At 48.8% G+C, this 14,653-nt stretch carries 12 protein-coding genes and 3 tRNA genes; 8 read left to right on the forward strand and 7 right to left on the reverse strand.

Features of this window, described 5'->3' with window-relative positions; genetic code table 11:
* Window positions 1–5 precede the first annotated feature (5 nt).
* From GNT65_RS01545 to ttcA, 6 genes are all read left to right on the forward strand, one after another.
* Window positions 6–2,417: a heavy metal translocating P-type ATPase gene (locus GNT65_RS01545; RefSeq protein WP_160793366.1), complete on the forward strand. Its 2,412-nt coding sequence runs from the start codon at window positions 6–8 to the stop codon at window positions 2,415–2,417.
* Window positions 2,414–2,599: a cbb3-type cytochrome oxidase assembly protein CcoS gene (gene ccoS / locus GNT65_RS01550; RefSeq protein WP_160793367.1), complete on the forward strand. Its 186-nt coding sequence runs from the start codon at window positions 2,414–2,416 to the stop codon at window positions 2,597–2,599. The genes GNT65_RS01545 and ccoS overlap by 4 nt, the downstream gene beginning before the upstream one ends.
* Window positions 2,596–3,288 carry a sulfite exporter TauE/SafE family protein gene (locus tag GNT65_RS01555; RefSeq protein ID WP_160793368.1) on the forward strand — a complete coding sequence of 231 codons (693 nt, stop codon included), beginning with the start codon at window positions 2,596–2,598 and terminating at the stop codon, window positions 3,286–3,288. The genes ccoS and GNT65_RS01555 overlap by 4 nt, the downstream gene beginning before the upstream one ends.
* Window positions 3,289–3,343: 55 nt before the next feature.
* On the forward strand, window positions 3,344–4,093 hold the full coding sequence (gene etrA / locus GNT65_RS01560) for an electron transport transcriptional regulator EtrA (RefSeq protein WP_160793369.1): 750 nt from the start codon (window positions 3,344–3,346) through the stop codon (window positions 4,091–4,093).
* 94 nt (window positions 4,094–4,187) lie between these two features.
* The gene (gene uspE / locus GNT65_RS01565; protein WP_160793370.1) at window positions 4,188–5,120 is read left to right on the forward strand and encodes a universal stress protein UspE; all 933 of its coding nucleotides are present in this window, start codon (window positions 4,188–4,190) and stop codon (window positions 5,118–5,120) included.
* An 84-nt stretch (window positions 5,121–5,204) separates the two neighbouring features.
* Complete coding sequence (gene ttcA, locus GNT65_RS01570; RefSeq protein ID WP_160793371.1) at window positions 5,205–6,158, forward strand: tRNA 2-thiocytidine(32) synthetase TtcA; 954 nt, start codon at window positions 5,205–5,207, stop codon at window positions 6,156–6,158.
* Window positions 6,159–6,237: 79 nt separating this feature from the next.
* Here the strand turns inward: ttcA and GNT65_RS01575 are convergent, their stop codons facing one another.
* Window positions 6,238–6,861, reverse strand: coding sequence for a DUF2987 domain-containing protein (locus tag GNT65_RS01575; protein ID WP_160793372.1), 624 nt, complete (start codon window positions 6,859–6,861; stop codon window positions 6,238–6,240).
* On the reverse strand, window positions 6,839–7,666 hold the full coding sequence (locus GNT65_RS01580) for a glucosaminidase domain-containing protein (RefSeq protein WP_160793373.1): 828 nt from the start codon (window positions 7,664–7,666) through the stop codon (window positions 6,839–6,841). The genes GNT65_RS01575 and GNT65_RS01580 overlap by 23 nt, the downstream gene beginning before the upstream one ends.
* A 135-nt stretch (window positions 7,667–7,801) precedes the next feature.
* Between GNT65_RS01580 and yvcK the strand changes: the two genes are divergently transcribed.
* On the forward strand, window positions 7,802–8,713 hold the full coding sequence (gene yvcK, locus GNT65_RS01585) for a uridine diphosphate-N-acetylglucosamine-binding protein YvcK (protein WP_160793374.1): 912 nt from the start codon (window positions 7,802–7,804) through the stop codon (window positions 8,711–8,713).
* Window positions 8,714–8,777: 64 nt separating this feature from the next.
* On the opposite strand, the gene GNT65_RS01590 is transcribed toward yvcK, so the two are convergent.
* The 5 genes from GNT65_RS01590 to GNT65_RS01610 form a co-directional block, all read right to left on the reverse strand.
* On the reverse strand, window positions 8,778–9,971 hold the full coding sequence (locus GNT65_RS01590) for an amino acid aminotransferase (protein ID WP_160793375.1): 1,194 nt from the start codon (window positions 9,969–9,971) through the stop codon (window positions 8,778–8,780).
* Between the two features lie 1,576 nt (window positions 9,972–11,547).
* A tRNA-Leu gene (locus GNT65_RS01595) sits at window positions 11,548–11,634 on the reverse strand.
* Between the two features lie 38 nt (window positions 11,635–11,672).
* A tRNA-Cys gene (locus tag GNT65_RS01600) sits at window positions 11,673–11,746 on the reverse strand.
* Between the two features lie 35 nt (window positions 11,747–11,781).
* Window positions 11,782–11,857 (reverse strand) — tRNA-Gly (locus tag GNT65_RS01605).
* Between the two features lie 232 nt (window positions 11,858–12,089).
* Window positions 12,090–13,526 carry a glyceraldehyde-3-phosphate dehydrogenase gene (locus tag GNT65_RS01610; RefSeq protein ID WP_160793376.1) on the reverse strand — a complete coding sequence of 479 codons (1,437 nt, stop codon included), beginning with the start codon at window positions 13,524–13,526 and terminating at the stop codon, window positions 12,090–12,092.
* 203 nt (window positions 13,527–13,729) lie between these two features.
* On the opposite strand from GNT65_RS01610, the gene GNT65_RS01615 reads away from it, so the two are divergent.
* Complete coding sequence (locus tag GNT65_RS01615; RefSeq protein ID WP_338091752.1) at window positions 13,730–14,569, forward strand: DUF2989 domain-containing protein; 840 nt, start codon at window positions 13,730–13,732, stop codon at window positions 14,567–14,569.
* Window positions 14,570–14,653 lie beyond the last annotated feature (84 nt).

Consider the following 14,653-nt stretch of genomic DNA (forward strand, 5'->3'; position numbering starts at 1 on the left):
TTTCTATGGGCGCGTTAAACTGCTTTCATTGCGGCGAGCCGGTCACTACCGGCCGTCAATTCGAGACCCTTATCGATGATGTTCCTCAGCCAATGTGTTGTCCCGGTTGCCAGGCGGTATCTGCCGCCATCATCGATGCAGGGTTAACCAATTATTATAAGTACCGAACCGAGCCCGGCAGCAAGCAAACAGCACTGGTGCCCGAGGCGCTAAATGCCTTTTCCGCGTTCGATCTTAAAGAGGTCCAACAGGACTTCGTGCATCAAGACCTTCATCAAAACAAGCAGAGTGCCAGTACCTCTCTCACCATAGATGGCATTACCTGCGCGGCCTGTGCCTGGTTGATCGAACATAAGCTGCAACATCTCGACGGCATCAATAAGATAGCGGTCAACACCACCACAGAGCGCGCCCAAGTCAGCTGGGACCCTGAAAAACTCAAGCTGTCAGAGATCCTGGCACAGATCAGTCGCATCGGTTATCAGGCTGCCCCTTACCAGGTGGATGATGAAGAGATACAGAGCAAGAAGAATAGTCGTAAGTTCCTGCTCAGACTCGGGCTGGCAGGCTTTGCCACCATGCAGGTGATGATGTTTGCCCTGGCGCTCTACTCTGATTACTTTACCGATCTCGATGTTGAGTTCAGGGACTATTTTCGCTGGGTCAGTATGATATTTGCCGCGCCTGTGGTCTTCTATTCGGCGCAGCCCTTCTATTTCAGCGCCGTGCGCGCCATGTTATCCGGCAGACTCAACATGGACGTGTCAGTGTCCATCGCCATCTGCGGTGCCTATATCGCCAGCTGTATTGCTACTGTATCTGGCCAGGGCGAAGTCTATTTCGAATCCGTCAGCATGTTTACCTTCTTCCTGCTGCTGGGACGCTATTTTGAGCAAAATGCGCGGCAGAAGGCGTCGGTGAGTTCTAATAACCTGCACAAGTTGATCCCGCTCACCGCCAACTTGCTGGATGATCATGGCAACCAGACAGAGGTACCCGCCAAGCGGTTGCAGGTTGGCGATCTCATCATGGTCAAACCCGGCGAGGTGATCGCCGCCGATGGCGACATCATCGAGGGCATGAGCAGCGTCAATGAGGCCATGCTTACCGGTGAGCAGATGCCGGTGACAAAGCATGTCGCGAGCCAGGTGTATGCGGGCACCATCAATGTGGACCATCCGATAAAGGTGCAAGTCACCGCTACCGGGCAAGACCAACTGGTTGCCGAAATTATTCGCCTGCAGGAGGCGGCGTCGAACAATAAGCCAAAGGTGGCACTCTACGTCGATACCATCTCAAACTACTTCACCTGGACCATCTTGGTCATTGCCGCCCTCACCTATCTGGTGTGGAAACACTATTGGCCGGAAGATGCCTTTTGGGTCACACTTTCCGTCCTGGTAGCCACCTGTCCCTGCGCGCTTGCATTGGCTACACCGACTGCGGTTACCTGCGCCACCGGCCTCTTTACCAAACTGGGGGTGGTTGCACGCCGACCAGGCGTGTTTGAGAAACTACCCAAAGTCGATCAGGTGGTGTTCGATAAGACGGGTACCCTCACCTGTGGCAGTCTCACCCTGAGTGATATTCAGCGATTCACCCAAGATAATTCCCTCGATGTGCTGGCCATCGCCGCCGCCATGGAGTCACATTCGATTCATCCAATCGCTAAGGCGTTCGCGCCTCATTATAAGAATGGCTATCGTTTGGAAGAGAGTCAGTATGTCGCCGGCGCAGGCGTGCAGGCTAAGGTTAACGGTGCTGACTATTTCCTCGGCAGCGAAGATTTTATTCGCCAAAGCACTCAAATTACCGATTTCCAAGGTCAACACAGTGTCTACCTTGCCGACCAAGAAGGTCTAGTCGCAGGTTTTACCCTGAGTGATACGGTGCGAGAAGATGCCAAGGAAACCTTAGTTACCCTCAAGGAGATGGGCTTTGCAAGCTGCATCGCCAGTGGCGACACCAGCGAACATGTGGAGCAAGTTGCCGACGCTGTGGGAATACAGACTCTACACAAAGGTCTTAAGCCCCAAGATAAACTTGCGCTTATCAATCAATTCAAGGATGAAGGTAAACAGGTCGTTATGTTCGGCGATGGCGTCAATGATGCGCCGGTACTTGCCGGAGCTAACCTGTCGGTGGCCATGGGAAGCGGCGCGGATATCGCCAAAAATAGTGCAGACCTTATCTTGCTGGGGGATCAGCTTTCACGCTTTCCTCAGGCGGTTCGCATCGCTAAGATGACGGAGCAGATCATCAGGCAAAATCTGATCTGGGCCCTTGGCTATAACCTGCTTATCATTCCTTTAGCGGTTAGTGGACACGTGTTACCCTACATTGCTGCCATCGGCATGTCGGCCAGCTCATTAATTGTTGTCGCCAATAGCCTCAGATTACTAAAGGTTCGTTTATGAGTATTATCTATGTGTTGATCCCGATCGCCATGCTGTTTGTACTGGTTGCCGTGGGTATCTTCTTCTGGGCGGTTAAGTCTGAACAGTTTGACGACCTAGACAGGCAGAGCGTGTCTATCCTTTTTGATGATGACATCAAGGAAAAGCCCAACGAGTCAAACGATGAGTCGACCCCACATTGATCGACTTTAGTATTACCGGCGCCTTTCTGGTTGGCCTGATGGGCGCGGGCCATTGCATCGGCATGTGTGGTGGCTTGGTAGGTGCCTTCTCCCAGCAACTCCCAAAAAAGGCCAGCGATAATATCCTGCTCGGTCAGTTGCAATTTATCCTAAGTTATAACCTAGGACGTATCCTTAGCTACACCTTGGCCGGCGCTCTGGTTGGCGGCTCCGCCAGTTTGCTCAGCACCCTCTTTAGTCTTGATGCCTACCTTGTTGGCATGCGTGTGTTAGCCGGCGTGATGATGATAGTCACGGGCCTCTATATCGCGCAGATTTGGTCTGGCGTGGTGCAGATAGAGCGTTTGGGGAAATTATTGTGGCGTCTTATCGGTCCTATTGCGAATAAGTTGTTACCGATAACCGATTTAAAACAAGCCTTTGCAGCAGGCCTACTATGGGGCTGGTTGCCCTGTGGTTTGGTCTATAGCACCCTGACCTGGGCAGTTGCTGCAAACTCGGCCGAGCAAGGGGCCATGATCATGGCGGCCTTCGGGTTGGGAACCCTGCCGGCCTTGGTCAGCGTCGGCGTCGCAACGCGCTATTTTGCTCAGTTAGTTCAGGCTAGAAAAGTAAGGCTTATCAGTGGTTTAATCTTAGTAAGCTTTGGCATACACACTTTGTATATTGCATTTTCTCAGCTAGGCTAGCTGTGACTATTAAATTAGTTTAACATAAGCCTAATTGCGAAATTCGAGAGAGATTATGACAGATAATATTAAAAGTCGTCGTTCGGCTGTACCCGGATGCGCCATTCATTGTCATGACTGTAGCATGGGTACCTTATGTATCCCTTTCACGTTGAATAACAACGAACTAGATCAGCTTGATAACATCATTGAGCGTAAGAAGCCGATACAAAAAGGCGAACAAATTTTTAAGTCTGGTGATTCACTAAAATCTCTCTATGCGATCCGCTCGGGGACTATCAAGAGCTATACCATCACAGAACAAGGCGATGAACAGATCACAGGCTTTCACCTGGCCGGTGACGTCATAGGTTTCGATGGCATTCACTCTCAGACCCACCAGAGTTTCGCCCAGGCGTTAGAGACCTCTATGGTATGTGAAATTCCTTTCGATACCTTGGATGAGCTCTCAGGCTCTATGCCTAAGCTTAGACAACAGATCATGCGTCTCATGAGCAACGAGATCCAGAGCGATCAAGAGATGATATTGCTGCTCAGCAAGAAGAACGCCGAGGAACGCCTGGCCGCTTTCATCAGCAATCTCGCCAGCCGTTTTGGCAGTCGTGGCTTCTCTCCCAAGGAGTTCCGCCTCACAATGACACGCGGTGATATAGGTAACTATCTTGGTTTGACCGTAGAAACCATCAGTCGACTCCTTGGACGTTTTCAAAAGGCAGAATTGATCGAGGTAAAAGGAAAGTACATTACCATCGTCGATTTTGACTCACTCAATAAGTTAGCCGGTAACAATAAGATAGGCCGCTAATACGTCGATTTTCTGGGCAAATTTGATCTAAAACAAGGCAATTTGCCCTATATCGCTCATTATTTAAGTACCACCTCAGATAAAGGAAGAATCTATGAAGGACTATCATAAGATCCTTGTTGTAGTGGATCCAACTAGCGACAAGCAATCAGCCCTCGCCAGAGCCGTCGAACTCGCCTCTAAGAATCAAGCATCAATCACCGTTTTTCTCTCCATTTTCGATTTTTCCTATGAAATGACCTCTATCCTCTCGGGTCATGAACGAGAAGCCATGCGCCAAGGGGTGATTGCCCAGCGCAGAGCCTGGCTCGATGATATCCTGGCAGATTACAAAGACACAGGCGTTGCCATCGACAGTGAAGTGATCTGGCATAACCGTCCGTTCGAGAGCATCATCTTACATGCCATCGAAGGTGGCTATGACCTGATCGTCAAGGGAACCCATGAGCACGATAAGCTCAAGTCGGTGATCTTCACCCCGACCGACTGGCACCTGATGCGTAAGGCGCCAGTGCCAGTGCTATTGGTGAAAGAACATGACTGGCCTGTGGCCGGTAAGATCTTGTGCGCCATCAACGTGGCCTCGGAAGATGACGATCACCAGACTCTTAACGGTAAGATCATCCAGCACGCGCAAGATCTTGCCAAGAAGTTTGATGCTCAGGTACACCTGGTCAACGGTTACCCTGGTACCCCGGTCAATCTAGCCATCGAGCTGCCGGATTTCGACGCCCACACCTATAGCGAAACCATTCGCATGCAACATGAGCAGCGAGTCTGTTACCTTGCAAGCAACTATGGTATCTCCAGCGACTTCTGCCATATCAAAGAGGGCTTGCCGGAGGATGTGATCCCCGAGCTTGCCGAGCAGCTGGATGCCGAGTTGGTGATCTTAGGGACCGTTGGTCGTACAGGCTTCTCTGCGGCGCTTATCGGTAACACGGCCGAGCATGTGATCGACAGCATCAACTGTGACCTGCTGGCGATTAAGCCCGACGGTTATAAGTCACCGTTAGAAGAGGAATGATCGCCTTAGGCCATCTTCTTTAGCCCCATTTTTTAAGCTATACTACGCGCCCAGAATTTTACGATACTAGGCGCGTTTTTTATTATGTCTGAAGAAACCCTCTCAAAGAAACAGATAACTCGGCTAAACAAGCTACAAAAGCGCCTAAGGCGCGAAGTCGGTAGTGCCATCGCCGATTACAATATGATTGAAGAGGGCGACACCGTCATGTGCTGTCTTTCCGGCGGCAAAGACAGTTATGCCATGCTGGATATTCTGGTCAATCTGCAACAGAGAGCGCCGGTTAACTTTAACCTGGTAGCCGTTAACCTGGATCAGAAACAGCCGGGGTTCCCTGAAGATATTCTGCCGGCCTACCTAGATAGCCTAAAGGTGCCCTATCATATTCTCGAGAAAGACACCTACTCGATCGTTAAAGATAAGATCCCAGAAGGCAAGACCACCTGCTCGCTCTGCAGCCGTCTGCGCCGCGGCACCTTATACGGTTTTGCCCAAAAGATTGGCGCGACTAAGATAGCCCTGGGACACCACAGAGACGACATCATAGAGACCATGTTCCTCAACATGTTCTATGCCGGTAAGCTCAAGGCGATGCCGCCTAAGCTGTTGTCGGACGATGGCGCTAACGTAGTGATCCGTCCCCTCGCCTACAGCCGCGAGAAAGATATCGCAGAATATGCCGAGTTAAAGGCGTTTCCAATCATCCCTTGTAATCTGTGTGGCTCACAGGAAAACCTTAAGCGCGCGGCAGTCAAAGAGATGCTCAAGAGTTGGGATAAGCAGTTCCCTGGCCGTATCGAAACCATCTTCACCGCGATGCAAAATACCAGCCCGTCACAAGGCGTCGACCGAGAGCAGTTTGATTTCGCCTCATTGCAACAAGATCCCGATGCGCCGATGAAGGGCGATGTCGCAGAATCAGATCTGCCGGCATTCGATTTCTTGGATCTTGCCAACAGCGGCCATATCGATCTCGACGCGGCACAGCGCAGCAGCGATCAGCTCAAGATAGATGTGGTGAGTACCTATACGCCTTAGGCGCTTATGTCAGGTATAAAAAAGCCCTCATTTGAGGGCTTTTTATTATTAAGTCATTGCGCCTAATTACGCACTGAGACTAGGAGCTCTTCACCCAGGGGCTAACCACCTTAGGTGTCTCACTAAAACTGATAGTGGAAAGTACGCTAATATTCTCGCTCGGCAAACGATAGATGCCATCAACCTGCTCTACTTTACCATCTATCGTCACCTGTGCCTTATCTGCAAACTCAAAACTGAGTCCGGCAATATCATCGGCGAAATATTTCATCGGAAAGCCCTGCATCTGCTTGAGCAGTTGATCCATCTGCATGGCGAGCTCGCTGAGTGCTGCCTGGCTATATTCGTTTGATGGCGACTTGGCGCGGATCTGCATCGCCACACCACAGCGGGTGGCATCATTCTTCATCTGCAGATTAATCAGGGCACGCTCAGATTTCAAAGTCTCATCAAAGGGGATGTAGAGTCGTTGATCTGCCGATACCGTCAGCGGGTAATTCCGTTTCTCAGTGGTGATTGAGCCACTCTCGATTACACAGCCGTCGTCCTTGGGGACGGAGAAGGCGATGTCGATGAGGGAGTAATTACCCTTGTTCATCTGCTTCATTCTTTGATAGAAGCCCTGATAGTCGAGAGAAATGGGCGTTGCCTGAACAACACTCGTTGTCAATAAGAGACAACTACACAGCAGGACTTTGTTCATGATTTTCCACCAAAAATTGATTGTTATGACGTAGCATGTCGAGAAGCTCCTCTACATAAGCTTCCTGACGCTCTGAATAGTTCATCAGTCCGTAGACTAACTTCTCGGCACTGACCGGCTGATTCTGTGCACGCAGGTCGGCCCGGATGGCACGAAGCAGCGAATAGGCCGCATTCGAGTTGAGGTTGCGCATATAGGAGCCTACCGAATCTTCGACACTCTTAAATACGGCAACCTCATGACTCAGCCCTTCGGTACGCGATTGGGGTACTAAGCCGCAGCCCTTCTTGAAACACCATTGCCCGAAGAAGTTCATCCCTTCCCTGGCGAAACGGCTACTGCCCCATCCGGTTTCGTTGGCAGCCTGAATGAGCACCAGATCTTCTGGAATGGTATCGACGCGCTTTAACAATTCATCTAGGGATTCTAGGGTCGCACTTCGCATCGAGTACTGGTACTTACTCGCCAACTGCAGAATACGGTAGTCTTCCGCTTCGGAAAGGGGTTGTTGATTTAGGAGGTGCGTACGCGATTGTTGCAAGAATTTTCGTTGATCGCTAATCACAGCGTTGTGATGTCTGATCGCCGGGCGTAGAAAGTCGAAGAATGCCTGTTTCTTCTCGGCGACGTCGGCAATCGCCTGAAAATCTGGGATAGCGCTAAACTGGCTGCTATTTTTCAAGATAGTGCCTGGTTCCTGCTCTGACGTCGTCTTTCGCTCTATCAGAAACAGTTTCACCGCCAAAACAGCCAGTGCAACTATGCCGAGGGATAATATCAACTTATTGATCTGACCTGTTTTCAAATGCTTCGCTCATATCGTGAGATCATGGGCGGCATTATATGTCATCTGGCTGATGAACAAAACCGCTATACCCAGAGGGGGAATTAGTTATAATGACCGGCAGGTAAATGGGGATTCAGGAAGGAAATACCCAAAATGCGTGATTGCGCCATCAATCAATATCAACATGTCGTCGCCATCGGCGGAGGCCACGGACTTGGCCGGGTCTTATCCTCGCTTTCATTTCTTGGCCCTAAGCTCACGGGAATCGTTGCCACCACAGACAACGGCGGTTCTACCGGGCGCTTGCGCCAGCAGCAGGACTGTATCGCCTGGGGCGACCTACGAAACTGTCTGTCTCAACTTGCCAGCCGCCCTTCTGTGGGCTCACTGCTGTTTGAATATCGATTCGGCGGTAAGAGCGAGCTTGCCAATCACAACCTTGGTAACCTGGTTCTGATGGCGCTGGATGATCTCTGTGTTAGGCCTCTCGAAGCCGTCAATCTGATCCGCAAACTGCTCAACATAGAGACCAAGGTGATCCCCATGTCGGAGCAGCCGACTCATCTTGTCGCCATACAGTCTTGTGGCAATCGTATCTTAGGTGAGGTCGAGGTAGACCAAAAATGTGAAGACCCCATCGCCCTCTCGCTGGAGCCTATGGTGGATGCTACGCTTGAAGCCTGCGAGGCGGTTAGTCAGGCCGATCTTATTATCTTAGGACCAGGGAGTTTTCTGACCAGCATCATGCCGCCACTGCTACTGCCTAAATTAAGTCAGGCGTTACATGCCTCTAAGGCAAAAGTGATTCTGATCGACAACCTCACCCAAGAGCCCTCGGCCGCGGCTAACTTCAGCCTGGACAAACGTCTTGGCTGGTTTAAACAGGTAATGGGTAATAAGTCGGTCGATCATGTCCTCTGCCACGGTGACAAGTATCTCACCACAGGGATTGTCACCCACTATCCGCTGCGTAGTCGCCATCATCAGGCACTTCATGACAGAGCGGCGCTGGCCGACGCCCTGTCTCTTATCGTTGAACCACAAGCGCTCGACGCACCGGCATAAAAAGACGCCACGTTATTGCTAGCGTGGCGTCTTTATTTATCTAGTATTTTACCTAATATGAAGCTTACAGCACCTGGGCGATAGCGCGGCAGATGGTATCCATGTTAGCGCGGGTCATGCCGGCAACGCTGATGCGGCCCGAACCTACGATATAGACACCAAACTCCTCTTTCAGGCGTGCCACCTGCTCCTTATTAAGGCCAGAGAAGCTAAACATGCCGTTTTGCGCCGAGATAAAGCTGAAATCTTGCTCGACCCCCTGCTCAGACAATGTCTTAACGAACAGTACGCGCATCTCTGCGATACGTTCGCGCATCTGTGTCAATTCTGCTTCCCATAATTGGCGTAGCTCCACGTCGCCGAGAATGGTCGCGACAATCAAGGCGCCATGTGCCGGTGGATTAGAATAGCTGCTGCGAATAGTGCTCTTGATCTGGCTAAAGGCACACTTGGCTGTCTCTTCATTTTCGGCAACTAAGGTCACCGCGCCGATACGTTCATTGTAGAGACCAAAGTTCTTCGAAAATGAGTTAGCCACAAGCAGCTCTGGCACTTTGCTGGCGACCAGGCGCAGGCCCTGTGCGTCTTCTTCTACGCCGGCACCGAAACCTTGATAGGCGAAGTCAAACAAGGGGATCAGTCCTTTATCGACACAAAGCTGGGCAATCACTTCCCACTGGCTGATATTAAGATCGATACCCGTTGGATTGTGGCAGCAACCGTGCAGCAGGAGTAGATCGCCGCTTTCGGCCTGCTCCAGGCTGGTAAGCATGGCATCGAAGTCGATGTCATGGCTGGCAGCATCATAATAACCATATTGCTTAACCGTTAAACCGGCAGACTGGAAAATGTTGTTGTGGTTTGCCCAAGTTGGATTGCTGACCCACACGGTGCGAGAAGCGGTATTGCGCACCACGAACTCGGCCGCCATTCTAAGCGAACCTGTACCGCCCGGCGCCTGAGCCGTTACCGCGCGCTTTTCGCTCATCACGGCGTGATCGGTGCCGAACAACAAGCCTTGTACCGCCTGGTTATAGGCTGTTACGCCATCGATACCCAGATAGCTCTTACTGGTTTCGGTTTCCAGCAGTTTTTGCTCGGCTAACTTCACTGACTTGAGGATCGGCGTCTGGCCAGACTCATCTTTATAGATGCCAACACCTAAATTAACCTTATCTGCGCGAGGATCGGCCTTAAAAGCATCGGTAAGACCAAGAATGGGATCTGCGGGAGCCAGTACAACCTGGTTAAATATCATGGTGGTGTTCCTAAACGTCGATATAAGAAGGGGGTCGGGGCTAGTTATACCACTGTCTTAACGCCCTTCAAAGCGGATATTTTTCTATATCAATATTTTTCTTGTATCGCCCTAGCTTTTCTGATTTTTAAAGACTTATAGAGGAATAATTTTAGAGATTATCGAACGATATGAGCAAAATTTAGCAGATTACTTAAGATGAGATCAGGCTCACATTAGCTCTACTCAGGCTTGTTGATTTGCGTGCTTAAAGTCACGGAAGGTAACGGATGGATAGGCTCGATTGCTCTAACAGCTGCGTTAGACTAAAAGCTTTTCGTTCAAAAACAACAAAGCCCCACATTATAGTGAGGCTCTCTAGGATCATATTCATTTGATTATGATGGTACCCGAGGACGTACTTGAATAAAAATCACATACTTTGTTTAATCATGCTTCAGTAAATATTAAGCACCCAAACAGCCCCCGCAAAGCTTCACTAGCTATGAAGTTCACAAAACCCAACTTAATATGCACTTAGCTCATTCTGCGGCGAAGTCATCTAACTAAAAGGTCAAACGATAACTATAAAAATTCATAAGCCATTCAAGTAGGTCCGCCCATGCTCAGAAAGTACATACCCATAACCCGGACGTTCGATTCCATACCCTAAAGCTCCGCAATTAGGAACAAACAAGATGATCGGGACTCTGTTTAAAAAATTGTATTCTGTAAGTTTCATCAACTTCCTACTGACCGTAGAATGACTTGGATAGCAAGCCCCATTTTCTTTTCGATACTCCTCATAAACATCTGTCGCACAAATTTCACGGTGTTTACTGACAATTCCAAGGATATTTATCTCCACACTTCCTATGTTGACCATTTTAAAATCTCCATTAAACATTTAAGGACTGTCAAGAAATGGGTTAGTCACCGGCGATTTCCGATAGCCAAGATTAATTGGCTTCTCATTTCTTATGTAGCCTTGAGAAAGCACATTTAGCACCTAGATAGGCATCCATGTCGCATGTTCGATCAATCGGGAAAAGTCATTAAAGCTTCTCTTAGTGCCTCACTTTACGCTGATATGTAATCCATTTTCTAACAGCGAATCCATTCTAGTAGCCTCTTACTCGCAGACTTTGCTAACGTGCACGAACAGTTTTTTTCATCCATTCCAAGTTGTTTTCTGAAAGGCTTTTAAAAATAGCTTGCTCCATCTATTGCATCGTCATATGTACTATCCTTATCATCTGGTCTAAATGATAAGACTATAGCAGCTGGTAACATCTTTGCTGGAAATCCTTGAAGAGCGTCTGCTTTGGTCAATAGCCTTATTTGTCAAACTCCAAGGGGAGCATAACCTAATTAAATTAAGTCGCTATGCAATGAAAGTTGCAAGTTATCGATTGCTAAGATCCCGTTTATATACAGAATGGGAAACGGCAAGTTATATACAAATTTGAAATAGTGATTAATAAACTAGCTTTTGCTGTTTAAATACAATCAGTTGACTGTAACGACAAAGGAAAAGGAAAAGACCATTAATTTATAGGTCTTAATGTACATCATTGGATTACATTGATTATTGAGGTGGTACCCGAGGACGGACTTGAACCGTCACGCTGTTACCAGCGAGGGATTTTAAATCCCTTGTGTCTACCGATTCCACCACTCGGGCTTAGTGTGTTTTATCGTGATTTACGTTAAAACGAAAAGTGGAGGCGCGACCCGGAGTCGAACCGAGATCGACGGATTTGCAATCCGCAGCATAGCCATTCTGCCATCGCGCCTTTATCTGAAGCGGTTTACGGTATGACCGTAAATTTGGAGCGACATATCGGGTTCGAACCGATGACCTATACCTTGGCAAGGTATCGCTCTACCAACTGAGCTAATGTCGCATCTGAAACGCTTGTCAGTCAAGTGCCCTATCGAGCTTTCCCCTGACTGCGGAAAGGAATTCTACCGATTTACCTAAAAGTGTCAACGTCTATTTATGGCTTAAACAAGGTTTGTTGCGTCAACTGCTGCATTAATCACCTTTGTGGCTCTTTGTTAAGCATATTCAATTTCTTATGGATAAAAAAACGCCCCGGTACTTACCGAGGCGTTCAGATTTATCTGGCATTTAGCTTAAGCGACAGGTAGAGACTGGTAGTTAAGACCTAGCATCTTCTGCATTACGCCAACAACCTGGCAGCTATAACCGAACTCGTTGTCGTACCAGACATAAAGAATGCTACGGTTGCCATCGGCGATGGTTGCCTGTGAATCGACAACGCCTGCGTAGCGAGAACCAACCAGATCAGAAGAGACAATCTCAGTCGACTCGGTAAAGTCAACCTGGTTTTGTAGCTCAGAGCATAGCGCGACGTTGCGTAGATACTCGTTCATGTCTTCTTTGCTGGTTTCGCCATTCAGGTTCAGGCTGATAATTGCCATAGACACGTTCGGTGTAGGTACACGAATCGCGTTGCCGGTTAGCTTACCAGCAAGCACTGGCAGCGCCTTAGCTACAGCCTTGGCCGCACCGGTTTCTGTGATAACCATGTTCAGCGGTGCGCTGCGACCACGACGATCGGCTTTGTGATAGTTATCGATCAGGTTTTGATCGTTAGTGTATGAGTGAATCGTTTCAACGTGACCGTTTACGATGCCATACTTGTCGTTAACCGCCTTCAGTACTGGCGTAATAGCGTTAGTAGTACAACTTGCCGCCGAGACGATAGTGTCTTCGTCCAGGATATCGTTTTCGTTAACGCCATAAACGATGTTCTTAATAGCGCCCTTGGCCGGTGCGGTCAGCAGTACCTTAGCGGCGCCGTTACATCTTAGGTGTAGTCCCAGGCCGTCTTCGTCTTTCCAGATACCAGTGTTATCGACCACCAGTGCATTGTTGATGCCGTAACGAGTGTAATCCACTTCATCTGGTGAGTTGGCATAGATCACCTGAATATAGGTGCCGTTGGCGATGATTGCATTGTTCTCTTCATCGACTTCGACAGAGCCGTTGAAAGGACCGTGTACCGAGTCACGACGCAGCAGGCTGGCACGCTTCTCTAGATCGCCCTTACGACCACCGCGCAGAACGATAGCGCGAAGACGCAGCTTGTTGCTCACGCCCGTTCTTTCGATCAGTAGACGCGCTAGCAGACGACCAATACGGCCGAAACCATATAGCACGACATCGCGCGCTTCTTGGTTGTCTTCGTGATCGATTGCCGAAGCCAACTCTTGTGTCATATAGGCTTCGATCTGGCTCGCGTCGTCATGCTCGCGCCAGTAGTTAACCGCTAATTTACCGATATCAACTTTACATTGCTTAACCGCTAATTTGCTGAGGGCCTCAACAAAAGGGAAACTTTCGCGTAATCTGAGTTTGTCACCCACATGACGACGCACTAAACGGTGTGACTTAATGATCTCGATAGTGGAAGCATTAAGAAGTGGCTTACCGTATAGAACGACTTCTACACCTTGGTTACGATATAACTTACCAAGTAGAGGCTGCATCGCCTCCGCCATTTCGAAACGTTCTTGCCAGCTTTGTAGGTGTTTATCAGCGGTCATTTACAGATCCTTTATCTCACTTTTACTACATTTATTGTAGAAATGATTGAGTAACAAAAAGAAAAGACCAATACTCTATTATTATCGGACGTCAATCCTGTTATTGGTCGGCGCCATTGTAATGAAAAGTGAGCTTGCGATCTAGTAAGATATTTTCTCTAACCGTGTAATTTTATTAGATAAAATCCTAGGGAGACACGCTTTTGAGATTAAATTTTGTAATCATTACACCAATAATGTCTCTTTTAGCGATTTTCAGCCTGTTTGGCTGTGATAATGCTGCTAATACCGCCACGATTTGTAAAAATAATCCTGAGCTGTGTGACGATTTACACCGGGATAGCTGGTGCAGATATGAGCGAGCAGACCTGATCCAGAAGCGATATGCCCTCAAAAACACCCCCTCGCCCTCCGGTAAACAGGTCTATCAGCATCTGATCAATCTGGAAAACTACAGTAAATGCATTGAACTCGCCGCCGGTGTGCAGCACATCTTACATCCCGAGCGCACGAACGACAGAGTGAGAGCCTTCGGTATCAGCGCCCAGAATCTGGAGCAGCTAAGGGATACCACCAAAGGTGATCCAGATCTCTATCTCTCCTACTATCACTGGATTCGCCTGAACGATCAGGCCGCACTCTCTAGGGTCGTTAACGCATTACATGCCGGCAAGATAGAAGATGTAGAGATCCTCGCGAGCCTCGCCTCCTATTACCAGAAGTCGGATCTCAACAAGGCTAAGGCTCTGTATTTGCAATTGCTTGACCGTACCGATCCCGATACCTTTAATCCAGATTGGTTGTTAGGCCTTGCCAGTATCTACCACCAGCAAAACGATCTCGAAAAAACATACCTCTTCTCAAAAGCCAACGTATTGATGACGCGCAACACGGCATCCGATGCCAAAATGAACGCCCTTATTAAGGGCAACCAGCAACTGGCTAAATTTTTAGATGAGCAAGCCAGCACCTTAGTGGAACATCTCGAAAACGGTGACTACGCTTCTAGTGAGATTCGTAACCAGTTGAATACCTCTTCTTAAGAGAGGGTTCGTTGCTGGCAAAATGTTTGCCACTAGTATTTTTTTTACAGAAATCGGCCCGGTTTTTGTAAAAAATCTGATCTT

The organism is Shewanella insulae, from assembly GCF_009831655.1.
GTDB classification, from domain to species: Bacteria; Pseudomonadota; Gammaproteobacteria; order Enterobacterales; family Shewanellaceae; genus Shewanella; species Shewanella insulae.